28 protein-coding genes and 1 pseudogene are annotated in these 24,706 nt (G+C 49.5%); 10 read left to right on the forward strand and 19 right to left on the reverse strand.

Translation table 11 applies throughout. The features are described from left to right. Positions 1–50: 50 nt before the first annotated feature. The 4 genes from ycgZ (at position 51) to OGV98_RS07835 (ending at position 1,586) form a co-directional block, all read left to right on the forward strand. The gene (ycgZ, locus tag OGV98_RS07820; RefSeq protein WP_121571806.1) at positions 51–287 is read left to right on the forward strand and encodes a regulatory protein YcgZ; all 237 of its coding nucleotides are present in this window, start codon (positions 51–53) and stop codon (positions 285–287) included. A 41-nt stretch (positions 288–328) separates the two neighbouring features. Further along, positions 329–601 carry a hypothetical protein gene (locus OGV98_RS07825; protein ID WP_003844030.1) on the forward strand — a complete coding sequence of 91 codons (273 nt, stop codon included), beginning with the start codon at positions 329–331 and terminating at the stop codon, positions 599–601. A gap of 34 nt (positions 602–635) precedes the next feature. Next, complete coding sequence (locus OGV98_RS07830; RefSeq protein ID WP_003020849.1) at positions 636–902, forward strand: biofilm development regulator YmgB/AriR family protein; 267 nt, start codon at positions 636–638, stop codon at positions 900–902. A 132-nt stretch (positions 903–1,034) separates the two neighbouring features. After that, positions 1,035–1,586, forward strand: coding sequence for a LuxR C-terminal-related transcriptional regulator (locus OGV98_RS07835; protein ID WP_003841344.1), 552 nt, complete (start codon positions 1,035–1,037; stop codon positions 1,584–1,586). 77 nt (positions 1,587–1,663) lie between these two features. Here OGV98_RS07835 and OGV98_RS07840 read toward each other — a convergent pair whose 3' ends face one another. The 3 genes from OGV98_RS07840 to OGV98_RS07850 form a co-directional block, all read right to left on the reverse strand. Continuing rightward, positions 1,664–2,923: an MFS transporter gene (locus tag OGV98_RS07840; RefSeq protein WP_016150363.1), complete on the reverse strand. Its 1,260-nt coding sequence runs from the start codon at positions 2,921–2,923 to the stop codon at positions 1,664–1,666. Positions 2,924–2,988: 65 nt separating this feature from the next. Then, positions 2,989–3,936, reverse strand: coding sequence for a PfkB family carbohydrate kinase (locus OGV98_RS07845; protein WP_044711018.1), 948 nt, complete (start codon positions 3,934–3,936; stop codon positions 2,989–2,991). Between the two features lie 30 nt (positions 3,937–3,966). Further along, positions 3,967–5,403: a glycoside hydrolase family 32 protein gene (locus tag OGV98_RS07850; RefSeq protein ID WP_202581256.1), complete on the reverse strand. Its 1,437-nt coding sequence runs from the start codon at positions 5,401–5,403 to the stop codon at positions 3,967–3,969. A gap of 173 nt (positions 5,404–5,576) precedes the next feature. Here OGV98_RS07850 and OGV98_RS07855 point away from each other — a divergent pair, with 173 nt between their 5' ends. Next, entirely contained in the window at positions 5,577–6,572 is a 996-nt protein-coding gene (locus OGV98_RS07855; RefSeq protein WP_003020837.1) for a LacI family DNA-binding transcriptional regulator, read from the forward strand. Positions 6,573–7,242: 670 nt separating this feature from the next. Here the strand turns inward: OGV98_RS07855 and OGV98_RS07860 are convergent. From OGV98_RS07860 to OGV98_RS07870, 3 genes are read right to left on the reverse strand one after another with little or no spacing between them, the layout of a single operon-like run. Further along, positions 7,243–8,313, reverse strand: coding sequence for a UvrD-helicase domain-containing protein (locus OGV98_RS07860; protein WP_279279211.1), 1,071 nt, complete (start codon positions 8,311–8,313; stop codon positions 7,243–7,245). After that, positions 8,303–9,115 carry an ATP-dependent nuclease gene (locus OGV98_RS07865; RefSeq protein WP_202581258.1) on the reverse strand — a complete coding sequence of 271 codons (813 nt, stop codon included), beginning with the start codon at positions 9,113–9,115 and terminating at the stop codon, positions 8,303–8,305. The genes OGV98_RS07860 and OGV98_RS07865 overlap by 11 nt, the downstream gene beginning before the upstream one ends. A gap of 17 nt (positions 9,116–9,132) precedes the next feature. Continuing rightward, positions 9,133–9,906: an AAA family ATPase gene (locus OGV98_RS07870; protein ID WP_286551201.1), complete on the reverse strand. Its 774-nt coding sequence runs from the start codon at positions 9,904–9,906 to the stop codon at positions 9,133–9,135. 216 nt (positions 9,907–10,122) lie between these two features. On the opposite strand from OGV98_RS07870, the gene arsR reads away from it, so the two are divergent. From arsR to arsC, 5 genes are read left to right on the forward strand one after another with little or no spacing between them, the layout of a single operon-like run. Beyond that, positions 10,123–10,473, forward strand: a complete 351-nt coding sequence (gene arsR, locus OGV98_RS07875; protein ID WP_000060257.1) for an As(III)-sensing metalloregulatory transcriptional repressor ArsR — start codon at positions 10,123–10,125, stop codon at positions 10,471–10,473. 47 nt (positions 10,474–10,520) lie between these two features. Next, on the forward strand, positions 10,521–10,883 hold the full coding sequence (gene arsD / locus OGV98_RS07880; RefSeq protein WP_003841020.1) for an arsenite efflux transporter metallochaperone ArsD: 363 nt from the start codon (positions 10,521–10,523) through the stop codon (positions 10,881–10,883). Between the two features lie 17 nt (positions 10,884–10,900). Next, positions 10,901–12,652, forward strand: coding sequence for an arsenite efflux transporter ATPase subunit ArsA (gene arsA, locus OGV98_RS07885; protein WP_202581260.1), 1,752 nt, complete (start codon positions 10,901–10,903; stop codon positions 12,650–12,652). A 46-nt stretch (positions 12,653–12,698) separates the two neighbouring features. Further along, on the forward strand, positions 12,699–13,988 hold the full coding sequence (gene arsB / locus OGV98_RS07890) for an arsenite efflux transporter membrane subunit ArsB (protein WP_202581261.1): 1,290 nt from the start codon (positions 12,699–12,701) through the stop codon (positions 13,986–13,988). Between the two features lie 12 nt (positions 13,989–14,000). Further along, positions 14,001–14,426, forward strand: coding sequence for a glutaredoxin-dependent arsenate reductase (arsC, locus tag OGV98_RS07895; protein ID WP_054528760.1), 426 nt, complete (start codon positions 14,001–14,003; stop codon positions 14,424–14,426). 229 nt (positions 14,427–14,655) lie between these two features. On the opposite strand, the gene OGV98_RS07900 is transcribed toward arsC, so the two are convergent. The 13 genes and pseudogenes from OGV98_RS07900 to lsrG all read right to left on the reverse strand — a co-directional run bounded on the left by OGV98_RS07900 (position 14,656) and on the right by lsrG (position 24,699). Beyond that, positions 14,656–14,907 carry a zinc ribbon domain-containing protein gene (locus OGV98_RS07900; RefSeq protein WP_044711005.1) on the reverse strand — a complete coding sequence of 84 codons (252 nt, stop codon included), beginning with the start codon at positions 14,905–14,907 and terminating at the stop codon, positions 14,656–14,658. Between the two features lie 125 nt (positions 14,908–15,032). Next, positions 15,033–16,670, reverse strand: coding sequence for a class I SAM-dependent methyltransferase (locus OGV98_RS07905; protein WP_161959408.1), 1,638 nt, complete (start codon positions 16,668–16,670; stop codon positions 15,033–15,035). 10 nt (positions 16,671–16,680) lie between these two features. Then, positions 16,681–16,938 carry a YjhX family toxin gene (locus tag OGV98_RS07910; protein WP_049002237.1) on the reverse strand — a complete coding sequence of 86 codons (258 nt, stop codon included), beginning with the start codon at positions 16,936–16,938 and terminating at the stop codon, positions 16,681–16,683. A gap of 339 nt (positions 16,939–17,277) precedes the next feature. Continuing rightward, on the reverse strand, positions 17,278–17,730 hold the full coding sequence (locus tag OGV98_RS07915; protein ID WP_072058110.1) for a GNAT family N-acetyltransferase: 453 nt from the start codon (positions 17,728–17,730) through the stop codon (positions 17,278–17,280). Between the two features lie 31 nt (positions 17,731–17,761). Then, the gene (locus OGV98_RS07920; RefSeq protein WP_044710999.1) at positions 17,762–18,556 is read right to left on the reverse strand and encodes a DeoR/GlpR family DNA-binding transcription regulator; all 795 of its coding nucleotides are present in this window, start codon (positions 18,554–18,556) and stop codon (positions 17,762–17,764) included. 16 nt (positions 18,557–18,572) lie between these two features. Next, the gene (locus OGV98_RS07925) at positions 18,573–19,205 is read right to left on the reverse strand and encodes a ribulose-phosphate 3 epimerase family protein (protein WP_044710998.1); all 633 of its coding nucleotides are present in this window, start codon (positions 19,203–19,205) and stop codon (positions 18,573–18,575) included. An 11-nt stretch (positions 19,206–19,216) separates the two neighbouring features. Then, a complete protein-coding gene (gene sgcA / locus OGV98_RS07930) occupies positions 19,217–19,648 on the reverse strand; it encodes an SgcA family PTS sugar transporter subunit IIA (RefSeq protein WP_202581262.1) in 432 nt (143 codons plus the stop codon). A 130-nt stretch (positions 19,649–19,778) separates the two neighbouring features. Beyond that, a complete protein-coding gene (gene sgcQ, locus OGV98_RS07935) occupies positions 19,779–20,585 on the reverse strand; it encodes a BtpA family protein SgcQ (protein WP_044710995.1) in 807 nt (268 codons plus the stop codon). A gap of 11 nt (positions 20,586–20,596) precedes the next feature. Next, positions 20,597–21,897: pseudogene (gene sgcC, locus OGV98_RS07940) on the reverse strand (PTS sugar transporter subunit IIC SgcC). A 10-nt stretch (positions 21,898–21,907) separates the two neighbouring features. Then, positions 21,908–22,186, reverse strand: coding sequence for a PTS sugar transporter subunit IIB SgcB (sgcB, locus tag OGV98_RS07945; RefSeq protein ID WP_044710992.1), 279 nt, complete (start codon positions 22,184–22,186; stop codon positions 21,908–21,910). Then, the gene (locus tag OGV98_RS07950) at positions 22,183–23,304 is read right to left on the reverse strand and encodes a M42 family metallopeptidase (protein WP_044710991.1); all 1,122 of its coding nucleotides are present in this window, start codon (positions 23,302–23,304) and stop codon (positions 22,183–22,185) included. The genes sgcB and OGV98_RS07950 overlap by 4 nt, the downstream gene beginning before the upstream one ends. 348 nt (positions 23,305–23,652) lie before the next feature. After that, positions 23,653–24,396, reverse strand: coding sequence for a beta/alpha barrel domain-containing protein (locus OGV98_RS07955; protein WP_057101899.1), 744 nt, complete (start codon positions 24,394–24,396; stop codon positions 23,653–23,655). Positions 24,397–24,408: 12 nt separating this feature from the next. Then, positions 24,409–24,699: a (4S)-4-hydroxy-5-phosphonooxypentane-2,3-dione isomerase gene (gene lsrG / locus OGV98_RS07960; protein WP_044710987.1), complete on the reverse strand. Its 291-nt coding sequence runs from the start codon at positions 24,697–24,699 to the stop codon at positions 24,409–24,411. Positions 24,700–24,706: the final 7 nt, after the last annotated feature.

Genomic DNA, 24,706 nt, shown 5'->3' on the forward strand with positions numbered 1-24,706 from the left:
TACTGTTATAAAACTTAATATTCACCAGCATTTTGATACAGGAGCATGACATGCAGCAGCATAACGTTCGCACTGATACTGCAAGCGCGATTTCTCGTTACTTTGCGAAGGCGCATCTGCCAACTCAACAGGAAACATTGGGAGAAATCGTCACTGAGATACTCAACGATGGACGTAATCTGAACCGCAAATCACTTTGCACTAAGCTTCTGTGTCGTCTTGAAAAAGCATCAGGGGAGAAAGAACAAAAACATTACAATGCGTTAATTGGCCTGCTCTTTGAATAAAATAAACCCCTTATATGATAGGGGTAAGTAGTGAAGGCGTTATGAAGAAAACTGATAGTGAACGCTTGAAACATGAAATTACAGGTTTGGCTGTGCTGGAAATTCTGCGAATGCATAGAGACGTTTCGTTAGCTGCAGTGATTAAGCAATTGCGACTTATGCAGGCCAGTGAAATAGATGGCACACGCAAGCAATTAATTGACAGCGTTATCAATGATTTTACAAACATTAATCCGGAGAAAATAAGCAGAAAACCGGATAAAACCAGAGATGAGAGTGCATTCAGTGCCAGCAAAAACCCTAAATTACATTAAAGATAATCTTCCAGACTATACAAGCGAGGTTACCATGCTCCATGAAATTAATGTCCACAACGTAATGACGGATAAAGCTTTATCAAGTTACTTCCATAATGCAGGTGAGCTATTAGCAGATGAGTCTGTGGTATTGGGGCAGGCGGTAACAAATGTAATTCTTGCAGGTGATAATGTTAATAATAAAAACATCATTTTAAGCCTGATTGGTTCTCTGGAGTCAACGGTTGACGTTGTTCAGGCAGATGTTATCAGAAAAACCCTGGAAATAGTATTGCGCTACACAGCTGACGATGTTTAATAAGTCTTCATATTAACAAAATATGTACAGTACCCTTGTTATATGCTGAAAGCCCTTATGCTAAGCATTTTTTGGATTAAGACTATACATAGCACCCCTCTAAATCAATTATGATTTTTCATTGAGGCCATAATGATGAACATCGTTCAGGAACATACTCTAAACGCAGAGTTATGGATTGATGATATTTTTATCAGGCAAGGGTTAAAGAATATTCTTGCAGATATCGTTTTTGAAGATGACAAGGCGCGACTTGTATTCTTTACCGCGAATCACTTTGAGGCGGTAAAAAAGCAAAATTACAATCTGAAAACGCATCGTCTGGTATTGCTGATTGATGGTCATTTGTATCAGTATCTTAATGATGTTTCGCTTTACAGACTACCAGTAGATATCGGAGTTGCTTCAATCAAACAATTTATTATTGATATTACTCGTGCTGGTGGTAATCACGAGAATCAATCGGATTCAAATATCTCATTAACCGCGAGAGATAAATATATTTTAACGCAGTTAGGAGAAGGTCGAACTATTTTTGAGATATCCGCATTGTTAAATCTACACTTAAAAACGATTTACCAGGCCAGGCAGAATCTGATCAAAAAGCTTGGTTGTTCTGGGCTGATTGATTTTCAGGGAATACTGCGAGCGCAAATATTCCGCAACTGGCTGGAACATGCCTGAGTAAATCGACAGTTCGTACTTACTGTTGAAGGGTACGACAGGGCTAATGGCCCTGTCGCGATATTAATAAAACTTCGCTATTCTGTCACCAGTTCATTGATACCCTTCTGCTGATGATGCTTTTTACTCAGCGAGAAGTAGCCAAATATTAGTGTTATTACCACGATGCTCGCCATAATCAGGAAGATTTCCTGATAGCCCACTTTATCAAACAACTTACCGACAGGCAGTGACAGCACGATGATACCAATGGAACTGGCGATATTGAAGCCAATAAGATATATCGTTGACGACAGGCGCTTATCAAAATTCGCTACGCTGAATTTAAACACTGAAATAACAAACAGTGGGACCTCCAGCGCATGGAGCATTTTAATCAAGGAGATAATATATATATCGGTGAACAGTGCTGAACCCAGGATTCGACAGGTCATGATTGTTCCACCCAGCAGCAATGCGGATTTAGGCCCGATGCGGTTAATCAGGAACGGAACCAGCGCCATACCGACGGCCTCCATAAAGACTTGTACCGAGTTGAGGTAGCCGTATACGCGTGGTGCCAGTTCGGGATCGTCAAATAAGCTGGCGTAAAACACCGGGAACATCTGCTGATCGTAGATGCTATAGAACGACCAGGTGCCGACGACAAAGATAACGAAAAACCAGAACTGCGAATCTTTAAAGATGGTGAGAAAATCCTTTCGGGTCAGCGCGTCTGGCTCGGGCGAACGTGTATCCGTGGATGCCGGGGCCGGTGCGTCGGTTTTGAACACCACGTTAATCACCAGGAATAACACCCCCATGACCGACACGCACCAGAAGTTAATGTGTGGGTTGATGCTGAAGAAGATACCGCCAACAAAAGTCCCTGCGGCGTAGCCAAGCGATCCCCAGAAACGAGCAGTGCCGAATTCAAAGTTGAATTTACGGCTCACTTTCTCGACGAAGCTTTCCACCAGACCGCAACCGGCGAGATAGCCAAGGCCAAAGAAAATGGCGCCTAGCACCATGCCAAGCTTGAAGTTGGAGACCAGCAGCGGTTCATAAACATAAATCAGGAACGGACCGCTGAGCGTGATGACAGTCCCCATCATCCAGATAAGGGGTTTGCGGGTACCGAGCTTATCCTGCAGAAAACCGTAGCCCAGCATAAACAGCATGCTGAAAAACTGGTTTACGGCATACAGCATTCCCAGCTCCGTTCCGGACAGGCCAAGTTTATTTTTTAGCCATATTGCATAAAAAGACCACCACAACGACCAGGCGGCAAAGAAAAAGAGCAGATACCCGGATGAGTATCGATATTTATCATTACTGAACGGCATATTTATCTTCATGATTTTTCCAATCCAGATCAGGTCATTGTAAGGTCTTTCTGATACGACGTAACGAGTGCGCTTTATTACGGGGTGATCGTTCTCCGTAGCGACGGTTGCGACTGAATAAAGCTGCTCAGGTGTTGGCTGTCGGGAAACGCGCTTAGCGCGCCACGCCGGGTAGTCGCCAGAGCACCACAAGCGCTGGCCTGCTCGATAAGCGGAAGTAGCGTTGACGTCGATGTGGGCCAGCCTTCTCCGGCGAGTGCCGCCAGCAGCCCGGCCATAAAGGCATCACCGGCGCCGGTGGTATCGATGCTGTCGACGTGATAGCCGCTTAAAGTCAGCCTATGGTTTTGCCAGAAAGCGATTGCGCCATCGGCGCCGCGGGTGATGATTTTCAGGCGTGCGGGAAAATCAGCCAGGCGTTCGCAGGCGCTACTAAGACAGTCAGTTTGTGTTAGCCACAGCAGCTCTTCTTCCGACATCTTCAGAATGTCGCTCTGCCGGGCAAACTCGCTGACAAGGTCAAACATCTGCATCTCGTTGCTCCACATCTGCGGACGCAGATTGATGTCAAAGCTCAGCGTACCGCCGGCCTGTCGCAATGCGGCCATTGCCTGGGTGAGGGTGGCGCGGCACTCAGGGGCAACCAGCGCCAGCGAGCAGAAGTGCAGAATATCGGCACCAAAGTCGGGCAGACTCGCCGGGCTGAGAAATTGATCGGCAGACGGATTAACTAAAAACTCAAACTGCCGCTCACCGTTGGGAGCCAGTGAAACCAGTACGGTACTGGTGTGCTGTTGTGCATCAAACTCCAGACTTCCTGTATCCACCTGCGCTGTTACCAGCGTCTGATGCAGAAAGCGGCCAAAAGTGTCATTGCCTACGCGGCCGATAAAGCCGCTGTCATGGCCGAGGCGGGCGACGCCGATGGCCACATTGAAGGGAGCACCTCCCGCACAGGCTTCAAACTGCATATTGTCGCGCGGTAGCAAATCCACCACGGCATCTCCGAGCGTCCAGATTGTCATTATTTTTCCCCAAAGCAGTGAGACGGGTGGTTAATTGGCGGCGAGCGGCCAGGCATGCCCGTTATTAAAAATGGCGTGTCCGTTCTGGCTAAATAAGGTCAGTTGGCGATCGTCCGGTTCAGGATAAATACGGCTGCTGAGGGTGTACTCGCCGTGATTAACAAAGACTTCTACCGACGAACTATCGATAAATAGACGTAGGTCCAGCACATCATTGGCGGGCAGCGGTACGCTACGGCAGCCCGACAGGCCGTGTTGCGGATAGCGGCGTTCCAGCACCAGACGCTGTGCCTGGGTATCGACGAAGACGCGTAGCCCGTCACCCAGCGCGATGCCATACTGTTCAGCATGGCTGCGGGCGATATCGAGGCTCAGTTCGACCTCGAGAGCATGCGCCTGTTCTTCTACCATCAGGGTGCGATTGTTCAGGTCACTGACCGGCCAGACATGAAGCTGACCGCGTAATGCCTCCAGCTCTTTGACCGGGTTCATGCGCAGCCGCAGATCTGCATCGAGCGTCACTTCCCGGGGAAGAGTAAGCATGCCCGCCCAGCCGTCGGCCTGTTCTGGCATCGGCGATTCCCACATCGACAGCCAGCCGATCACCACGCGGCGACCGTCCGGAGTGATAAATGACTGAGGGGCGTAAAAATCATGCCCGTGATCCATCTCCTGGAAGGGGTGGGTAACGTGGAACTGATGGTTATCCTGCCATTCGCCGACCATATAGCCGCTCTGGAACAGGTTACGGTAATCGTATCCGTCCGCGGCGATGCCCTGCGGCGAGAACATTAAGACGAGCTTATCGTTCAGTGGGAAGAGGTCCGGGCACTCCCACATGTAGCCCATGCCGTCATAGGCCTGGGCGAGCGTACTGGCAAACTGCCAGTGCTGCAGATCCTGCGAGCGATAGAGCTGTACTTCACCGACGTCGTCGACCCGGGCACCCACCACCATGTACCAGCTGTCTCCCTCTTGCCAGACTTTCGGATCGCGAAAATGGTGTACGCCTCGCGGGGTATTCAGAATCATGCCCTGGCGTTCAAAGTGAATCCCGTCGGTGCTGGTAGCCAGGCACTGTACCTGATACAGGTTTTCCTCTTTCGCTTCGCCGTCGAATTTGTGCCCGGTGTAGATCAGGGCCAGTTTATTGCCGTCAACCACCGCTGAACCGGAAAAACAGCCGTCTTTATCTTCCGGCCCTTCTGGTGCCAGTGCGATGGGTAAGTGTTCCCAGTTCACCATATCGCGGCTGCGCGCATGACCCCAGTGCATTGGTCCCCAGACCGGCTGCCACGGATAGTGCTGATAGAACGCATGGTAGTAACCATCAAACCAGGACAGGCCGTTAGGGTCATTCATCCAACCCGCCGGAGGGGCGAGGTGATAGCGCGGATACCAGCGCGGGTTTACAAGGTCTTTCTGCTGGTTTAAGGCTTCGTTGGCTTTGGAAAGTAGTGACGTCATTTGCTGGTCCCTGTAAGTGAATTGAGCAAAAGATAACGTTAACATTCTCGGTTTTCTCGCGAATTTGATGGTAATATCGATGTTAATCACAAAAGTTAACGTTAACATTTTGCGAGTGTTATCAAGATCGCATTTTCAGACCCGGCAGGATGAACGCCGTCAAAGGAGAGGGTATGGCATCTTTAAAGGATGTGGCGCAACGGGCTAACGTCTCGTTAATGACCGTATCGCGAGCGATTAACGAGCCCGAACGACTGCGGCCAGAAACCTATAAAAAGGTGATGGAAGCGGTAGATGCGCTGGGGTATGTCTCCGATCTCTCCGCGAAAAAAATTCGTGGCGCGAAAACCACGGCTAACACTATTGGGGTGTTAGCGCTGGACACCATGACCACGCCATTTTCCGTGGAGATAACGCTCTCTATCGAAGAGACCGCGCGGGCGCACGGTTGGAATAGCTTTGTGGTGAATATGTTCAGCAATGACCAGCCAGAGAAAATGGTTGATCTGCTGTTGGCGCATCGCCCTGACGGCATTATCTACACCGCGATGGGGCTGCGTCAGGTTCCCGTGCCGGAAAAGCTGCATAAGTATCGCTGCGTGCTGGCGAACTGCGAAAGCATCAGTGGCCCTTTTCCCACCTATATTCCTGATGATGAGCAAGGGCAATACCTTGGCGTGAAAGCGCTGTTGGCCGCAGGCTACCGTCGGCTGCTGTGCATCCACCTGCCAAAAGGGATTGTGGCCACCGATCGCCGCCGGGCGGGAATGGAGCGCGCCTGTCGTGAAGCGGGCGTCGACCCTGATGCCATGTTCCACCACTATCTTCCGGCTGGCGAGAGTCACCATATTGATGCGGCGGAGATTGCCGGGCATTACCTGAGTGGCACGCGTCCGATGTTTGATGCGGTGGTATGCGGTAACGACCGCGTGGCTTTTGTTATCTACCAGGTCTTGCTGGGGCGAGGGCTGCGCATTCCGCAGGATGTTGCCGTACTAGGCTATGACAACATGGTAGGCACCGGCGAGCTGTTTTTGCCGCCGCTATCCACAGTACAGCTGCCGCATTATGAAATTGGCCGTCTCAGTGCACTGCATCTTATCCAGGGGCTCGATCACCGCGATACCGTGCGGGTAGACAGCCCCTGGCTTCCGCGCGCCTCAATATGAGTACGTTCACGTGGCAACTGCTGCTTTGCCAAAGTAGCTCAGCCTTTTTGGTCATCGTGTTTGGTGCCAACTTTCAGATGCACAACAGCGGGAACCACTGAGATGCTATGAAATAAAAAATCCACGCAATGGCGTGGATTTTATAGGTTTTTGTGATTCTTATGAGATGTGTTGAGATCTCATGAGACAACAAATTTTATTTAGACGTTGAACAGTGACTTTAATTATATTTTATTGATATTTATGTTTTATCTAAAAATTAGTCTTAAGAATACTCAGTCTTGTACTCATTTTGGAGTTTGCTTGCTTTCGTAAGGCGAAGGTCGTAGGTTCTACTCCTATTATCGCACCATTTCAAACTCTCCCCAAGTCTACCGAAATCAACTTAAAACCCGTATACTGCGGTTTCTGGCCCGTATTTTATATCCTGTTATCAACTGGACTCAACCGGAATCAATTTAGTTTCTGCTTGAGATCTTCTTCATCACTTGCAAAAGTTGAAATATATTCAGGTAGACTTGTAAATAAATCATGGGTTCCTATTGGACATCTGTACCTGTTGAATATTATTTTATCAAATAAAATAGCATACCTCTTATATATTCCTTGGGTAGAAATATTTGAACGTTTAAAGTTTATAACATTAGAAAATGATGAGTAAACTTCCATTTTATGGTTTCCATATCGGTAAGGTTGATTGACCTGGTTTCCCTATAACGATTGCAACGCTTTGCTGAGCTCTTGTAACTGCAACGTAAAATGTTGCGGCGGCTGTACTTTCAAGATACTCATTTTTTTGAATAAAGGCCTCAATTCCTGAGGTTGGAATTATTAGGATTCGTTCAAAAGTTGAACCTTTAGATGCTTTGAAATTAATAAAATCGAAATTATAGACCTTACCGCTGCTTTTTGAGTTTCTCAAGCATTGTGGTTTAAATGCTTTGATGTAATCTTCAACATGCTCCTTCATTACAAGAAAAACCCCATCATGATATGTAACAGTGTGGTTTTCAGATTTTGTTTTAGGAAAACCCCATTCAGGTGAAAAAATAGTATCGGCGTAATCAGATATTAAATGATGGCATCTCCAGGTAGTAAAACGTTCAATTATCTTTATTATTCCTTTCTCTTCTCTTTCCAAAAACCAAGAAAGCATATTAGTATTTTGATATTTTTTATGCTTACTTCCTCTTGGATTGGTTGATAGAACAGCTTGCCGCATGTCTCCAACCATTTTCAAATTGATAGCTGTTGCTAACAAAGAATCTAATATGTCTAAATCGTAGCCGCTCAAATCCTGAACTTCATCAATAAGTATTTCATCATAAATAGACTCAAGTCTAAAAATTAATGCCCCTTGGCTTGCAGTAATCAGTTCTGCACTTAGTCGAGCTAGCTCACAAGCGTATGCATGGTAGTTTTTATCTAAAAATCTGTTGATACCCCTTGCCATCATGTATGGCCTTCCATCAAAGTTAAATCCCAAAATCCTTTGTCCAGGGAATTTATAGGGGAGGAACGGTTTGGCAAAATGTCGAAGTAAAAAAGTGTACCACCCAAGCACTTCAATATATGAGTTGTTTCCTGCACAACGAGATAACCGATTGCGAATTTCATTTTGGTTGAATTGAGTAAATGTTAAAACTAATACTCTTTTTTGACCATCTATTCTCGCACAATGATCAATGATTCCTTGTGTTTTTCTTGAACCTGCTACAGCCAAGATTAACTCATTGTTCATAAATAAACCTTATCGCATCGCTCATGTATTTAGGTGGTGTCAGTGCTTTTTTTGAAGCCGAAATTCTCAAAGCACCCTCAGTTTTTTCTCTGCTCATCCATGTTAGAAGTTCAGCTCTATCCTCTATGTTTAATACTTCGCGAAGTAATTTTTCACCATTGTGGTGGATAAGTTGTGGCTCTAAAGTTGTCCCAGTAACTACACTCCCAATAAATAGCTCTCTTCGGTCTTTTTTCAGCCACTCTTGGACTGGAAGAGCAAGATCCTCTGGAGAAACTCCATCGTTATCTCGGAGAGAGGCTACAGGCCTATCAAGAGCCGCACATAACTCCAAACATTTTGATAGTGAAAGTCCCCTCATGCTTATAACATCAATACCGACCTCCATAGGTCGTAATTGGTATGTGTCTTTGAAAAAACGTTCGAAAATTATTTCGTCAGATGGGCCTTCGACCAATACCACTTTCTTTGCCAGGACCATTCTGAGTGTGTCGTAACCAGGTAGTTTCTGAAAGTAAGCTACAGTAGCTGGAGATAGACCATCGATTCTGCTTACAGATTCATTGCCAATTAAAATTAATGAATCTAGCCCGAGTCTATTTAAAACGAAAGTACTATGCGTTGTAATGAACAATTGCTGACTAGTACTGGATAACTTTTCGATTCGAGAAAGTAGTGTTGATAAACTGGTATGTGAAAGATGGTTCTCTGGTTCTTCTATCATCACAAATTTTGTCTTTTCAGCGTGACGTCCCATAGACAAAGAAATTTTGATGGCAGCTTGTTGCCCTTGCCCAGACATAGAAAAAGGGACCTCATTTACATGGGGGATACAACGCCCTCCCTAGAGGTTCGACTACTTTGATCCATATCCAAAATGATGGTTTTATCATGTAATGAGGCATTTAATGTACTTATTCTTTCGTTGATATCACTAAGTACACCTCCAGCCATAGATGCTTTAACTTGCCTGTATGATAAGGATATTTTTGCCCTTTCTATTGGATCGAGATGATCATTAATTATCTGCCTTAAATGATAATCTATTGATGTGGAAGATCTAACAGTTTTGGAATCTATGATGGCAGTCGTTAATTGCCTAGGTCTATTGAGTAACTTCTCATCAGCAAAAGATCGCCATTCTATTCGGTAGAATTCCACAGGTAAAATTTTACTAGGGTTTATAAGCCATTGCTCTATCTCCTCATTATATTCACTATTGGGCAGTACATGGAATAATACACCAGGGCATGCATTTGTTGGATGGTCGCTATTAATAGCTCCACATAGATTTTGTAATTCTGGCGTATTATCAAAAAAGAGCTCAATTTTAATCTCAGGTAGACTAATGTTTTCACCTCTTTGTCTTCTTTCAACAAAATCAGCGACTAGCTCTGTATTAAACCAATACGGATTTAATTCATCATTAGCTCCTTTTCCGTTGATTCTGCCTGTTAGCGCTAAGGCTATTGCTTCCATTAGGGTTGATTTTCCAACCTCATTCCCCCCAACTATCAGGTTGAGCTTTGGATTTGGCTCTAAAATCAATTGCTTGTAGATTCTGTAACCTGAGATTTTAATCTTTTTTATCACATTCTATTCCTTAGCGCATAAGCCAGCTAAACCAACAATGAAGTGTGTATTCTAGGAACTGTATAACACTTGAATTCACTAGATTTTAGTGTGTTAGCCGTAATTATTGATCGTTAGCAAAAAAATCCTTCTAAATAACACATATGTTTTTTCGAATGTGAATGTTGATTTTGAACCTTATGGGAGTATCCTAACTTCAATAGGACAGGAGGCCAGATGTCACTAACATCCTTACAACTCTTCAAAAACCTCTCCGATGAAACCCGTCTAGGGATCGTACTGCTGCTCAGAGAGATGGGAGAGCTGTGCGTGTGCGACCTTTGCACTGCGCTAGAACAGTCACAGCCCAAAATCTCCCGCCATCTTGCAATGCTTCGGGAAAGTGGCCTATTGCTGGATCGCAAGCAGGGTAAATGGGTTCACTACCGCTTATCCCCGCATATTCCTTCCTGGGCCGCTCAGGTGATTGAGCAGGCCTGGCTAAGCCAACAGGACGACGTACAGGCCATCGCCCGTAAACTGGCATCGGCAAACTGCTCTGGTAGCGGTAAGGCTGTTTGCATCTAAAAAATTTGCCTGAACATATATGATTATTCAAATGTGAGGTATTCAGAATGAAAACGTTAACGGTGTTTGACCCGGCAATGTGCTGCAGTACCGGTATATGTGGCTCAGATGTCGATCAGGTTCTGGTTGATTTCTCTGCCGATGTGCAGTGGCTGAAAGGGCGTGGGGTCCAGATCGAACGTTTTAACCTGGCGCAGCAGCCCATGAGCTTTGTTCACAATGAGAAAGCGAAAGCATTCCTCGAAGCATCTGGGGCAGAAGGGCTTCCGCTACTGCTGTTAGACGGTGAAACGGTGATGGCTGGGCGATACCCAAAACGCGCTGAGCTGGCTCGCTGGTTCGGTATTCCGCTGGAGAAGGTAGGGTTAGCTCCCACCAGCTGTTGTGGTGGTAATACTTCCTGTTGCTGAATATGTCAGGGGGACATATGAAATTCTTACAGAATATCCCACCTTACCTGTTCTTTACCGGCAAGGGAGGCGTAGGAAAAACGTCCATTTCCTGCGCGACGGCTGTCCGCCTTGCCGAACAGGGTAAGCGGGTTTTGCTGGTCAGTACCGATCCGGCCTCCAATGTCGGCCAGGTATTCGATCAGGCTATCGGTAACACCATTCGCCCTGTGACAGCAGTTCCTGGACTTTCTGCACTGGAGATTGACCCGCAGGAAGCCGCCCAGCAATACCGTGCCAGAATCGTTGATCCTATCAAAGGTCTTCTGCCTGATGACGTTGTTAACAGCATCAGCGAGCAGCTTTCGGGGGCCTGTACCACTGAGATCGCGGCGTTCGATGAGTTCACCGGCTTATTGACAGACGCTTCCCTGCTGACCCGCTTCGATCACATCATTTTTGATACCGCGCCGACGGGCCACACGATTCGTCTGCTCCAGCTTCCCGGAGCCTGGAGTAGCTTCATTGAGAGTAACCCGGACGGAGCTTCCTGTCTTGGCCCAATGGCCGGGCTGGAAAAGCAGCGAGAGCAGTATGCTCATGCGGTAGAAGCGTTATCCAATCCTGAACGTACCCGCCTGGTTCTGGTCGCACGACTGCAAAAATCTACGCTGCAGGAAGTCGCCCGCACCCATGAAGAACTCGCCGCAATTGGCCTGAAAAACCAGTACCTGGTGATTAATGGTGTGCTGCCCAAAGCAGAAGCTGAACATGACGCCCTGGCCGCTGCGATATGGCAACGGGAGCAGGAAGCTCTGGCAAATCTTCCTGCCGGTTTATCTGGGCTATCGACAGATACCTTATTGCTCCAGGCAGTCAATATGGTTGGAGTGGCTGCATTGAAGGGACTGCTGGATACCCGTTCTGAGGTATTACCGTATCCTTCAACGAACTTCCAGTACACGTCTGAAAACCTATCACTTTCTGGCCTGGTCAATGATATCGCTCGCAGTGAACACGGCCTGATTATGCTGATGGGTAAAGGCGGTGTAGGGAAAACCACGATGGCTGCGGCTATCGCCGTCAGGCTGGCAGACATAGGGTTTGACGTGCATCTCACGACCTCTGATCCTGCTGCGCACCTGAGTACAACGCTGAACGGTAGCCTCAAAAATCTTCAGGTCAGTAGAATCAATCCACATGATGAAACCGAACGCTATCGCCAGCATGTCCTTGAGACGAAGGGAAGAGATCTGGACGAAGCAGGGAAACGGCTACTTGAAGAAGATTTACGCTCTCCCTGTACTGAAGAAATTGCCGTGTTTCAGGCCTTTTCCCGCGTGATTCGTGAAGCGAGTAAGCGGTTTGTTGTTATGGATACCGCCCCTACGGGACACACGCTTTTGTTGCTGGATGCGACCGGGGCTTACCACCGAGAGATTGCCAAAAAAATGGGGAATAAAGGTCATTTTACTACCCCAATGATGCAGCTTCAGGATCCGGATAGAACCAAAGTTCTGCTGGTTACGCTCCCTGAAACCACACCGGTACTGGAAGCGGCAAACCTGCAGGCTGACCTTGAAAGAGCGGGGATTCATCCGTGGGGCTGGATTATCAATAACAGCCTTTCCATTGCGGATACGCGTTCTCCGTTGCTTTGCCAGCGCGCCCGGCAGGAACGGCCTCAGATTGAGGCTGTTAAGAATCAGCACGCTGAGCGTATAGCGCTTGTTCCGGTGCTGGCGTCAGAGCCCGCCGGTATTGAAAAGCTCAGAGAGTTGATGAGTTAATTTTTGGCATATACAGGGCGACAAAGTCGCCCTGTCAGGAGGTTTTATGTTACTGGCAGGCGCTATTTTTGTCCTGACCATCGTTCTGGTTATCTGGCAGCCGAAGGGGTTAGGCATCGGCTGGAGCGCGACGCTGGGTGCGGTACTGGCTCTGATATCTGGCGTTGTGCATGTTGGCGATATTCCGGTGGTGTGGAATATCGTCTGGAACGCGACGGCGACCTTTATTGCCGTAATTATTATCAGTCTGCTGCTTGATGAGTCCGGTTTTTTCGAATGGGCAGCGCTGCATGTTTCCCGCTGGGGTAACGGTCGTGGACGTTTGCTCTTTACGTATATCGTTCTGCTCGGCGCAGCGGTGGCGGCACTGTTTGCCAACGATGGTGCGGCACTTATTCTGACGCCGATAGTCATCGCCATGCTACTGGCATTAGGGTTTAGCAAAGGCACGACACTGGCATTTGTCATGGCTGCCGGGTTTATTGCCGATACGGCCAGCCTACCGCTTATCGTGTCGAACCTGGTGAATATCGTATCGGCGGACTTCTTTGGTCTGGGATTCACCGAATATGCGTCGGTGATGGTTCCGGTTGATATTGCAGCCATTGTTGCCACGCTGGTTATGCTGCATCTGTTCTTCCACAAAGATATCCCGCCGACTTACGATCTGGCTCTCCTTAAGACACCGACAAAAGCAATAAAAGATCCTGCTACGTTCCGCACCGGCTGGATAGTGTTGATTCTTCTGCTGGTTGGGTTCTTTGTTCTCGAGCCACTCAGGATCCCCGTTAGCGCAATTGCTGCAGTTGGGGCGGTAATACTGTTTACTGTGGCGAAACGAGGCCATGCCATTAACACCAGTAAAGTGCTGCGTGGCGCACCCTGGCAGATCGTCATCTTCTCACTGGGGATGTACCTGGTGATCTACGGTCTGCGCAACGCCGGGCTAACCGAATACCTTTCAGGTGTACTGAATGTACTGGCGGATAAAGGACTCTGGGCCGCGACGCTGGGTACTGGCTTCTTGACTGCTTTCCTGTCTTCCATCATGAACAACATGCCTACCGTGCTGGTTGGCGCTCTCTCTATTGATGGCAGCACCGCAACAGGCGTTATCAAAGAAGCGATGATCTACGCTAATGTGATTGGCTGCGATCTGGGACCTAAAATTACACCTATTGGTAGCCTGGCAACGCTGCTTTGGCTGCATGTCCTTTCACAGAAGAATATGACCATCACCTGGGGATACTATTTCCGCACCGGGATCGTCATGACTCTGCCCGTGCTGTTTGTAACGCTGGCAGCGCTGGCGCTACGTCTCTCTTTCACTTTGTAATGAGATACTGATATGAGCAATATCACCATTTATCACAATCCTGCCTGCGGCACGTCGCGTAACACGCTTGAGATGATCCGCAACAGCGGTACTGAACCGAACGTTATTCTTTATCTTGAAAATCCACCTTCACGCGATGAGCTGGTCAAACTGATTGCAGATATGGGCATTTCAGTCCGGGCTCTGCTGCGCAAAAACGTCGAGACTTATGAAGAACTGGGGCTTGCGGAAGATAAGTTTACTGACGATCAGTTAATCGATTTTATGCTTCAGCATCCGATCCTGATTAACCGTCCGATTGTGGTGACACCGTTGGGTACTAAACTGTGCCGTCCTTCCGAGGTGGTTCTGGATGTCCTTCCAGATGCTCAGAAAGCGGCTTTCACCAAGGAAGACGGTGAAAAAGTTGTTGATGATGCAGGTAAACGACTGAAATAAAGATGAAGGGGCAAATGCCCCTTCATCTTTATTTCGTCAATTATTCCAGTAGGTCAATACCAATTGGTTCTTCACTATGTGACGCTATTACTCCAGCATATCCATTAGCGGATCTTAGAACGTGATTGCGTGTGGCAGGTCGCCGGGCATAATGTAAGAAAACATCGTCTCTCCTTTATGGAATCAGGGGAGTGAAGATAGTCTGCCTAAATTACTCAGGCTTTGTTCTTCACTCGTCTGCTTTATGAGCCCAGGCGGGCATTGCCGTCAGATAACGTTTTGCACGCTTCTGTGCTTCTTCCGGGCCGACTTTTTGCCAGGAATCAAGGAAGTTGGCTAAGCCTGATACCGCTTCTTCCCAGGGTTTAAGATTGCCGTTGCTGTCACAGCAGTACGCGCAATATTGATCGCTGGCACTGTGTGCATCGGGTGCAGACATCGGCATTCCGCAAGCCTGACAGAACTTTTCATGTTGTGACATATGATGCTCCTTATGGTGACATCCTGGTTAATAAACATACACAATCTGTATTGTGCAGGTGATGCATCAGATCAAAGCAAAGGCGAAGCCCCGGTATCTCCAGTCAGAAATACCGGGGCTTGTTGTTACCTGGCTATGAGCGCGAACACGCCCCAGCCAAAGTATTCCCGTGCGTACGTCACGTGACGTTTTGGCGAGATATTTAGCTCGGCCCTGACTTCGGCGGCGAAGTCGTCGTCAGGATTAGCCTCCAGCCAGCGGCGCATAGTCAGCCATTTCGCGGCCTCATACCGGTCCCAGCCTTCCTGATCTGCCAGTACCATTTCCACCACGTCATAGCCGAGATCGTCGAACGCGCCGATAAGCCCCGGCAGCGTCAGGAAATCGGTCGTTGAGCTGACGCCACAGGCCTGGGCTATCTCGTCCGTTGCCGGAAGCTGACGCCAGTAGGGCTCACCGATGAGCATGATCCCGCCCGGTTTCAGGCTCTGCGCCAGCAGTTCGACCGTCCCGGCAAACCCACCGGCAATCCATGTCGCGCCAACGCAGGCGGCCACGTCGCATTTTTCTTCTGCCACATATCCAGCGGCGTCATTATGTATGAAGTGAACCCGGTCGCTGACGCCGAGTTCTTCCGCGCGTCGTCTGGCCTGCTCGCTGAACAGCTGACTCATGTCGATGCCAGTCCCCGTAATGCCATGATCCCGGGCCCAGGTGCAGAGCATCTCACCCGAGCCGCTGCCGAGGTCCAGAATGCGGGTGCCCGGCTTCATGCGCAGCACGCGACCCAGCGTGGCGTACTTCTCTTCGGTGAACGGGTTGTGGATGCGGTGTTCGCTTTCGCTGATGGTAAAAATACGTGGGATATCCAATGTGGAATTCCTTTTATTGCGTTGAGTATTAAGAGGAAGTTCCTCTGAGGCTTTTGCTTTTTCGGCCAGCAGAGCAAACAGCTTTCCTTCAAATGTCTTGCTGACTGGCCAGTCGTGGCTTTCAGGAGGAGGAAGCAGGTTAAATCCGGCATTGTCGAGCAGGCTGACGTACTCGTCATCGCGCCAGGCCGTCATCTGGCTGCCGAAACGGGTGGTGTGACCGTTTGGCTCTATGGCCCAGAACTGCGTTGAGCTGGTCTGTGCTTCCTCATCCCAGCCATGCTCCGTCAGCAACAGGTGAGGGACGTCAAGAAACAATCCGTCCGGACAGCGTTGCCAGCTCGCTTCGGCCATTCCCTGACGTTTAACTTCGTCGAAAGTATGGACTTCAGTGAGCAGCCTGCCACCCGGCTCCAGCCACAGCGCGCAGCGGCTGACAAGTGAGCGCGCATCTGCCGTGCTAAACACATTCAGTTCCCCGAATGTCATCATGATGAAATCGAACGATTTATCCGGCCAGTATGCGCGGACATCCTGTTGAACATAGTCGATATTCAATCCGGCGTTCTGCGCCTGTTGACGGGCCCAGCTCACGGATGCCGGTGAGAAATCCACGCCGGTGCAGTGAAATCCGCGATCTGCTAAGCGGTGGGTATAAAAGCCGGGACCGCAGCCGAGGTCGAGAATATGTGCGCCAGGGGATAGCTGGCTGGCGATCCACTCCACCTGCCGCTCAATGATCTCCTGCCTGCGGCTGGCCCAGTCGTGATCCTGCGACAAATGGTTCGCCAGCATGCGCTGGCTGAAGGCCGGTTCGTCCCAGGGGATTTTGCTCTCCTCCGCCGACAGTTGAATGTGTCGGGATGAAGAAATAAGGGTACTGATATCCATTATGCTCTCCTTAGCGGTTATCAAACTGCGCTCGAACGTTATTCAGCCCGGTAGTATTGATACGATAGGGCTGACCATTGACGGATTTGATCAGTTTTTTGGTTTTGAGTTTTTTGAAGGTGGCGAGGGTGCAGTCGGTGAGTAGTAGCCCTTCGCGGGTGTAGCATTCAACGGCGGTGATACGGCCTGATGCATCGCGGACGTGCGCGATTCGACCACCTTTGGCGAGAACGTGTAAGGTACGTTGTTCCTGACGGGATAAATTCATACTGAAGAACCTGTTTAATCATCATGTGCAAAACGTGCAAACACACCGCGGTGTCCGCATTCGATTTCGGCGCATTGATAATCAGTCCGGCCTGAAAAGGTCGGTAAGCTGATTATCGGATGATTACATTCTCCAGCATCAAAGCCTCGGGTTGAGTTGAAAGGTATTTACGAGGTGAATGATAACACGTAGTTTTAGCAGGGATATGTTTCAGTCGAAAAAGTGTGATGTACTTTGGAAATTGAATGCCAACCCATTTACTGGAAAAGGCAGATGACACAGACGAATGCATGTTGAAGTACGCCAGAAATGGCCTAATCGGCTTTTCTCCTCGGGAGATTATTCACCTTTTGTTAAATCCATAACATAAATATGCTCACCCTCTTCGATGCCTGAAAAGTTGAAGCCTGTCTTGATAAGTAATTTTATTGAAAGGTTATTTTCCGGATTCACACCGGCTTTAATGAGTGAAAAACCGTTCTCTTTTATCCAGCCGATGGTGGCGGTAATGACTTCAAATGCATATCCCTCGCGAGCATAAGCGGGGCTGATGGTATAGCCGAGCCAAAATACATCGCATTGCTGACGTAAATAGATATCACCCATCAAAACCTGCGTCCGCTTGTTGACGATGGCTAGTTGAATGCCCTGAGCAAGTGTAAGAACGCCCAGCAATGCTGCTTCATAGTCCTCTTTTGTTAGCCCCTTAAACCCCTGATATTTCATCCACTCAGCATCGTTGCGATACACCATAAAACTATCGATTTCGTGTGGCTGAAATGGCCGAATGATGCATCCTGGCGCTCAGTTTTACCGTGTCGAACTAACCTGCCGATCGCTTTATTGAGTGAGGCAGAAACAACTGACATCCGGCTCGCTGATAACGCTGCGCAATGGCCTCTGATAATCCGCTGTCGCTGATAATCGTCTTAATACACGACAATGTTGCTACCGCATGCGGCTCAACGGCATCAAATTTTGAGTGATCGGCCAGCAGTATAACTTCACGCGAACGTTGAATAATCCGGGTTTTCACGCCGACCTCGAACATGGTGGCATTGGTGATCCCCGTTTCCAGCGAGAGTGCATCGCAGGAGATAAATGCGCGTTCTACTGAAAAAGCATTAATCATCTCCAGGGCAAGGCTTTCGCCTACCGAAAAGTAGCCTGGTCGGATGAGACCGCCAATGATATAGCTCTCAACATGCGGAAAACATCCCAGTTCATTGGCGATTTTGATGTCGTTACAAATGACTTTCACCCGCACATCGGCCAGGCATTTTGCCAGTTCGAGGCATGTTGAGCCGGAGTCGAGAAAAAAGCAGTCGCCTTCTTTGATCAGGCTGCGGGCCAGGGCGGCTATTTCCTTTTTCGCCTCCGATTGTAACGTGCGCTTCACGTCGAAAACGTACTCTTTATCATCGGTGCTGTCGTCGAAGTCGAGGCAACCGTGGCCGCGGATCATGCCTGGATACTGGCTGGCGATATATTGAAAATCACGGCGGACGGTCGCCTCCGCATAGCCGAAGAGCTCCATGGCCTGCTGTGTGGAGAGGTGACGATGTTGCCACAGGTAGTGCAGCATCTGTTTGATACGGTCAGGTCTCTGTTGGCTCATCGGAAGAAATCTCCTCTTACAGGGCAGCGAATTGAGCTAAGGTCGTGCGATAGTCAGACGAAGAGAACAGCGCGCGACCAATGACGATATGTTGCGCTCCAGCAGTCGCCAGCTGCTGTGCTGCTGCGAGCGTAATTCCGCCGTCTGCCCAGCATTCTGTTTGAGGGAAAAGTTCACGTACTTTTTTTATCTTTTCGCACATGAACGGAATAAAACGTTGATCTTGCCCATCTGGCTCGCTGGTCATCACCATCACTGCATCCAGCTGTAATGCCAGATACCGGTATGGGTCAATCGGCGTGGCCGGGTTTACCGCGAGCCCCGCTCGTGCGCCGGTTCGGCGAATTTCAGCTAACGTTTCTGAAGGATATTCCAGCGTCTCTGCATGAACGAAGATCCATGCGGGTCTGATTTCCGACAGCATGTCAAACCAGCGTTGCGGCCGGGCAACCATGAAATGGAAGGACAGCGGATGGTGCGTTTGCCGTGCGACGGCCTGCACCGTTTTTATGCCAAAGGTAATGTTATGAATGAAGCTGCTGTCTTCAATATCCAGATGCACGGACCCCATATCGACATCGTTTAATGCCGCCAGCTCATGTCCATAGCGCAGAGGATTGGCTGAGGCGAGAGAAGGGTGCAGAATCATGAGAACCTCCGTTAACCTGATACCAGCGCAAACAATGTCTCGTCGGTCCTTGCGTCACGCACCGCCGCTAGCCGTTGCGGGGAGTCAATAAACTGGCTGATGCGCTGAATCGTCAGAATATGCGCGTTGGCATCCGTGGCGCTCACGCAAAATAGCAGCCAGACGGGATCGCACTCCTCGTGACCAAAAGCAACGGGCGTGCTTAGCGTCGTTATGCTGACCTGATTGAAGTTTGCCCCTTGTTCTGGCCGGGCGTGGGGTAATGCGATACCCGGGGCGATGAGATAATAAGGCCCCCAGTTAAGGGTATTTTCGATGATACCGTTAACGTAGCCTGGCTGCGCAGCGCCAAAAGAGATCAGCGGGCGGGTGGCGATCTCGATGGCCTGCTGCCAGTCTGCGGCTTCACGTTGTGCCTGTACCCATTTTAGATCGTTAATCATCCGTAGTTGACTCCTTGCCGATTCGGGTTACTCTGACAGCGATCCCTACCGATACTTTTGGCGAAGGCGGTAGGGATCGCAGAAGGGCTATTGCTTTCTGCCGGGGATAAGCGCTCTGCTTATCCCCATCTTATTGGCGTATATGATGTACTTTCTCCATAAACTGACTGACTCGCGCCTGGTCAACGAAATTGGCAAAAACACCGTCCTTTTTAAACGTCGTGGCTGTTACACAGCCGTCGGCAATGCTGAGCTGTTCCTCAACGTTTTCCAGACAGACGCCTGTGTTAGCCAACACAACCGTATCAGGCACCGTTTCTTTGACCCGTTTCAATAGCGCGCTGTCGGTACGTGCCCCGGCGGTCAGGCCAGAAACGCAGAGCGCATCAGGATGGTTGTTAAAGACCGTTGATTTAGCAATGGAACAGATATCGCGATTACCCAGATAGACGGCAGCTTCAGGGACGATATTGAATAACGTTTTCACCCCGCCTGCGCCAATGCGGTGCTGATGACGAATGGTTTCACCGACGTTTGTGTCCCAGACGCCAAAATCGCTGGCGTAGGCGCCGGTGAATATTTCGCGGATAAATTTAGCGCCGGTGGCCATCGCCAGGTCGAATGAGGCGACGGGATCCCACAGCACATTGACGCCAAATGGAATGCGGATATCATTCATCAATTGCCCGATGATCCTCGCCATTGCCGCCGTCGTTTCCGGGCGTACCTTCGTGAGATAGGGAAGGCTAAACTCGTTGGAGAACATGACGGCATCCACTCCTCCATTTTGGAGCGCTATCAGATCGTCCCCGGCTTTATCAATAACCCAGTTCATCCCCTTTTGCGGATCAAAACCCGGGTCGCCAGGCAATGCGCGTATATGGCACATAGCGATGACGGCTTTTTCCGTTCCAATAACTTCTTTCAGCCAACTCATTGAAGTACTCCTTATTCTGATAGTTCACGTTTACGTAAGAACAGGACGACACTGCCGACAATACCTACCGCCACGACAACGCCAATAATGCCAAGCGACATCAGTTCGGAAATCGACCAGCCGAACATATTGCCCACGGACAATGCCGAGATTTGCGCACTTTCACCGGCAAAGCTGAAACCGCCTTTAAGCGCCATTTCGGTGAAATAAGGCGCGAACTGGGTGGCGATCAGCAGGACGGTAATCATCACGATGACCCCGCTTATCAGCGTGCGGATCAGGTCTCCACGGTGGATAACCGTCGCCATACAGATAAAGAACGGAGCGACCGGAAGGTCAGCGAGGGGTAATACTTTGTTGCCCGGTAAAATACTGGCCAGAATTAACATAATGGGAATCAGTAGTAGGCCAACGGCAATGGTGGTTGGGTGGCCCAGCGTCACTGCGGTATCCAGACCGATGTAGACTTCACGCCCTTTGAAATACTTCTGGAAGAACTTTCTTGCGCCGTCGGAGATAGGCATTAAGCCCTCGACAATCAGGCGGATCATGCGCGGAAACAGCACCATGATTGCCGCAACGGTAATCATCAGACTGGCGCAGCCTTTAAAACCTTCGCCCGCCGCAAGGCCAAAAATCAGGCCGAGCACTACGCCGATAATCACCGGATCGCCGACCATCCCGTAGCGTTTCTGGATCTCCTGAGCATCAATATTGCGTCCCTTCATGAACGGGATTTTTTCATAGATAGCATCCAGTAGAACGAACAAGGGTACCGAGCTGGAGCCGTAGCCTTGCGGTATCGAAATACCTTCCAGCCCGACGATGCTTTGTACTCGTTTTGCCGTCCAGTCGGCCATCTTTAACGAGAGCGCTGCATGGCAGATTGCCCCCAGCACACCGTAAATCAGGCTGCCGGTCATCAACTGGACCACCGTACCCGTAATGGCGTAGTGCCAGTAATTATATATATCGACGTTCATCGTTTTGGTCAGACGGGTGACCAGCATGGCGACATTGAGCAGAAAAATAACCGGGATAATCATGGCGCCGATGGCCGTCGCATACCCAACCCCGGAGGCGCGTCAAAGACATGCAGGGTCAGGCCAAAGCGTTCAATCATCACTTTGATAGGGGGACTGAGGCTGTCGATCGCCATGACGATCACCAGCCCCATGCCGACAAAACCAATCCCGACCGTTACCCCTGCCTTAATCGCCTGCAGCCAGGGGATGCGGAAGATAAGGCCAATCACGATCATGATGATGGGGACAAAAACGGTACCGCCGAGAGACAGGATGTAATCAAACATAATGCCTCCTTTATTGGGTTAACAGAGCCTTGATTTGTTGTTTTAACGCGTCGTCATTGATCCCTGTGAGCAGGGCGGCGCCGTTAAGCGTAGGGACGCCATAATCACTGTTGGTTCGCATGGAGGTCACAATAAGGTCCATGCCGTTACAGTTCAGCGGGATCTCATTCAGACAGCACTGGGCGGTGGTGGCCGCAATGCCTTGTTCAGTCAGAAATTCTTGCAGTTTGTGTGCAATCATGGTCGAGGTCGACATGCCGGTACCGCATGCCACAAGGATCTTTTTCATAATGGATGTGCCTCTTGTGTAGCGCCTGAATCAGGCTCAACGGGGAAATGCGCTGCTGGCATACCTGCCAGAGCGGTCAATAAGCGGATGCAGTCAGTCAAATCACGCAGGCTGGCAACCTCCGCTGGAGAATGGGTATAGCGACAAGGAATGGAAAGACTGGCGCAGGGAATACCATCCTGCTCAACCTGGATATAACCGGTTTCTGTTATCACGCCGGGAGCCACTTCACGCTGCACCGGAATATGGTGTTCAAGCGCCGTCTGTTCCAGCATCCTTATCAGGCGAGGGGGCGTGATTAATCCCGCCAGCGTTCCCCGACCATGGTAATTCAGACAAGTGATGCCCACGCCCTGATTAACCCTGACCTCTGAATAATCGTGTAAGTCAGGGGTGTCACACGATGGCGTGATATCAATACCAATCGCCAGATCGGGTTTTACACGGCGTAATACGGGAACAATGCCGCGGATATTAAATTCTTCCTGTACCGACGCCACCAGATACACGGCGATTTCAAGCTCTGCGCTACGGATAGCATCGGCTACGCCGAGCAGGGCAGTACAGCCCAGACGATCGTCAAGCGCTTTACTGCACACCAGATCGTTTGCCAGGAGTTGGGGCGGGTTATACAGAGTAATAGGCGTCCCAACCTGAATGCCCATCCGTATGGCGTCTTCTTTGTCTTTGGCACCGATATCAATCCACAGTTTGTCGACGGAAGGTGACTGCGTGCGTTCGTCGCCTTTGGCAAAGTGGTATGACTTAATGCCGATGCATCCCATGACCGGCCCGTTGTCCCCGGCGAGGGTGACGACGGACCCAGACATAGTCACCTGCGCAGGGCCGCCTACGCGCTCAAAGCGCAAAAATCCAGACGGCTCTATTTTGCGCACCATAAAACCGACCTCATCCATATGCGCAAAAAACATCAGCCGCAGCGCATCGGGCTTATCACTGCCGTAGCGGGCGGCGACATTTCCTAATCGATCTCTCCAGACTTCTTTCGCGTGACGCTTGAATTCACGCAGCATGATTTCAGCAACGGTGTTTTCGTGTCCTGAAATCGCGTTGTACTGCAAAAGCGAGAACAGCGTTTCCTGCACAGAAAATGACATAGCTATCTCCGTAGAACGTAAAACAATCACTCGTTGAGCGTTTTATAGGCGCAGAATGGTCGGGTAATTGTGAAAGAGCTCACGTGAAATAACGCAAAGCTGAATAAATAAAAAATAATGTGAGCCCGGTGGGATAAAAGCGCTCAACGCTTGTGAAAGTTACGGGCGGAGGAGAGCAGTCAGTATGTTGAAATAATGAGGATGAATAAAACGCGGGAAAGGTTTATGCCTTTCATTGCGCTATTTTCTCGTGCTAAGGATTGTGCGCTGCCATTATCGTGTTATTGACGTGATGATCTTAAAAGGGCCTGTCAGCGCACAATCTGCGGGTATGGTTATCGTTGAACATTATTTAGCTGAATGGATCGTAGTGAGCCAGCGGGAGATATTGTCCGCCAACGCATCGTTCCTGAAGAGTGCGCTGCCGGAGACCACACGATCAACGCCGCTGGTGATTATCTCCGGAAGCTCCTCCAGGTTTAGCGAACCATCAACCGCCAGCAAAGTGGAGTCTCGCTTACCCGCTGCATTGAGTAATGCGACCACCTGGGCGATGCGTCTCAGTAATGCAGACCTGCTGAGCTTACTACCGTGGCCAGGGTTTACCGCCAGAATTTGAACGATTTCAACGTCTTCAATGACCGGCAGAATGTGTTCCAGCGGCGTTGCCGGACACAGACTAATCCCGCGTAAAATCGGCATCGTACCGCCGGAGACTTCTGCTTCTTGTTCACCCAACCAATGGAGCATATGGTGCAGATGAGGCGTATTTTCCACCTGCAATGTGATGCAGTGTGCTCCTGCCTTTACGCTAGCCTGCACGACAGGCCAGGGATTATCCACCATAAGATGGACATCCTTAATCATCTGCTGCGGCAATTGCGCGATAGCCCAGGGGCCGACGGTGAACTGAGGACAAAAATGCCCGTCCATCAGATCCAGGTGAAGAACGGGTTGTTCAAGCGTTCGAAGATTTTGCTGGTACTCCCCGAGTTTGAGCCACTGACCGGCAAGAATGCCGATGCTTAACGGGTAGCGTTTCATCAACGATACGCACTCAGTGCGATTCAAACCGGCAAAGGGACGGTTCATTTTTTGAGTTCCTTATGGCATCAATCCATTGAAGACGCGTTTTTTTCGCGGACAGCTCATCAGCGATTCCAGTTTTTCTACGCAGGTAAGGTAGTGGGGCGTGGTTTTATGGAACGCAACGGCTGCTTCATCTTTATAGGCTTCATAAATATAGAAGCGGCTCTCAACCTCCGGATCCTGCAAGACATCAAAACGTAGGTTTCCTTCTTCCTGTACCGAGCCCAGGTGATTCAGGCGAAATACGTCGATAAATTCGGCGATTTTATCTTCGTGGACGTTAATTTCCACCAGAGTGACATGCATACCGTTC

This window comes from Citrobacter sp. Cf136 (assembly GCF_030333815.1).
Lineage (GTDB): Bacteria > Pseudomonadota > Gammaproteobacteria > Enterobacterales > Enterobacteriaceae > Citrobacter > Citrobacter freundii.

What these genes read in the sequence shown, in the direction of transcription:
- ycgZ (WP_121571806.1), top strand. Translation starts at nt 51, where the DNA reads ATGCAGCAGCATAACGTTCGCACTGATACTGCAAGCGCGATTTCTCGT.
- OGV98_RS07825 (WP_003844030.1), top strand. Translation starts at nt 329, where the DNA reads ATGAAGAAAACTGATAGTGAACGCTTGAAACATGAAATTACAGGTTTG.
- OGV98_RS07830 (WP_003020849.1), top strand. Translation starts at nt 636, where the DNA reads ATGCTCCATGAAATTAATGTCCACAACGTAATGACGGATAAAGCTTTA.
- OGV98_RS07835 (WP_003841344.1), top strand. Translation starts at nt 1,035, where the DNA reads ATGATGAACATCGTTCAGGAACATACTCTAAACGCAGAGTTATGGATT.
- OGV98_RS07840 (WP_016150363.1), bottom strand. Translation starts at nt 2,923, where the DNA reads ATGAAGATAAATATGCCGTTCAGTAATGATAAATATCGATACTCATCC.
- OGV98_RS07845 (WP_044711018.1), bottom strand. Translation starts at nt 3,936, where the DNA reads ATGACAATCTGGACGCTCGGAGATGCCGTGGTGGATTTGCTACCGCGC.
- OGV98_RS07850 (WP_202581256.1), bottom strand. Translation starts at nt 5,403, where the DNA reads ATGACGTCACTACTTTCCAAAGCCAACGAAGCCTTAAACCAGCAGAAA.
- OGV98_RS07855 (WP_003020837.1), top strand. Translation starts at nt 5,577, where the DNA reads ATGGCATCTTTAAAGGATGTGGCGCAACGGGCTAACGTCTCGTTAATG.
- OGV98_RS07860 (WP_279279211.1), bottom strand. Translation starts at nt 8,313, where the DNA reads ATGAACAATGAGTTAATCTTGGCTGTAGCAGGTTCAAGAAAAACACAA.
- OGV98_RS07865 (WP_202581258.1), bottom strand. Translation starts at nt 9,115, where the DNA reads ATGTCTGGGCAAGGGCAACAAGCTGCCATCAAAATTTCTTTGTCTATG.
- arsR (WP_000060257.1), top strand. Translation starts at nt 10,123, where the DNA reads ATGTCACTAACATCCTTACAACTCTTCAAAAACCTCTCCGATGAAACC.
- arsD (WP_003841020.1), top strand. Translation starts at nt 10,521, where the DNA reads ATGAAAACGTTAACGGTGTTTGACCCGGCAATGTGCTGCAGTACCGGT.
- arsA (WP_202581260.1), top strand. Translation starts at nt 10,901, where the DNA reads ATGAAATTCTTACAGAATATCCCACCTTACCTGTTCTTTACCGGCAAG.
- arsB (WP_202581261.1), top strand. Translation starts at nt 12,699, where the DNA reads ATGTTACTGGCAGGCGCTATTTTTGTCCTGACCATCGTTCTGGTTATC.
- arsC (WP_054528760.1), top strand. Translation starts at nt 14,001, where the DNA reads ATGAGCAATATCACCATTTATCACAATCCTGCCTGCGGCACGTCGCGT.
- OGV98_RS07900 (WP_044711005.1), bottom strand. Translation starts at nt 14,907, where the DNA reads ATGTCACAACATGAAAAGTTCTGTCAGGCTTGCGGAATGCCGATGTCT.
- OGV98_RS07905 (WP_161959408.1), bottom strand. Translation starts at nt 16,670, where the DNA reads ATGGATATCAGTACCCTTATTTCTTCATCCCGACACATTCAACTGTCG.
- OGV98_RS07910 (WP_049002237.1), bottom strand. Translation starts at nt 16,938, where the DNA reads ATGAATTTATCCCGTCAGGAACAACGTACCTTACACGTTCTCGCCAAA.
- OGV98_RS07920 (WP_044710999.1), bottom strand. Translation starts at nt 18,556, where the DNA reads ATGAGCCAACAGAGACCTGACCGTATCAAACAGATGCTGCACTACCTG.
- OGV98_RS07925 (WP_044710998.1), bottom strand. Translation starts at nt 19,205, where the DNA reads ATGATTCTGCACCCTTCTCTCGCCTCAGCCAATCCTCTGCGCTATGGA.
- sgcA (WP_202581262.1), bottom strand. Translation starts at nt 19,648, where the DNA reads ATGATTAACGATCTAAAATGGGTACAGGCACAACGTGAAGCCGCAGAC.
- sgcQ (WP_044710995.1), bottom strand. Translation starts at nt 20,585, where the DNA reads ATGAGTTGGCTGAAAGAAGTTATTGGAACGGAAAAAGCCGTCATCGCT.
- sgcB (WP_044710992.1), bottom strand. Translation starts at nt 22,186, where the DNA reads ATGAAAAAGATCCTTGTGGCATGCGGTACCGGCATGTCGACCTCGACC.
- OGV98_RS07950 (WP_044710991.1), bottom strand. Translation starts at nt 23,304, where the DNA reads ATGTCATTTTCTGTGCAGGAAACGCTGTTCTCGCTTTTGCAGTACAAC.
- OGV98_RS07955 (WP_057101899.1), bottom strand. Translation starts at nt 24,396, where the DNA reads ATGAACCGTCCCTTTGCCGGTTTGAATCGCACTGAGTGCGTATCGTTG.
- lsrG (WP_044710987.1), bottom strand. Translation starts at nt 24,699, where the DNA reads ATGCATGTCACTCTGGTGGAAATTAACGTCCACGAAGATAAAATCGCC.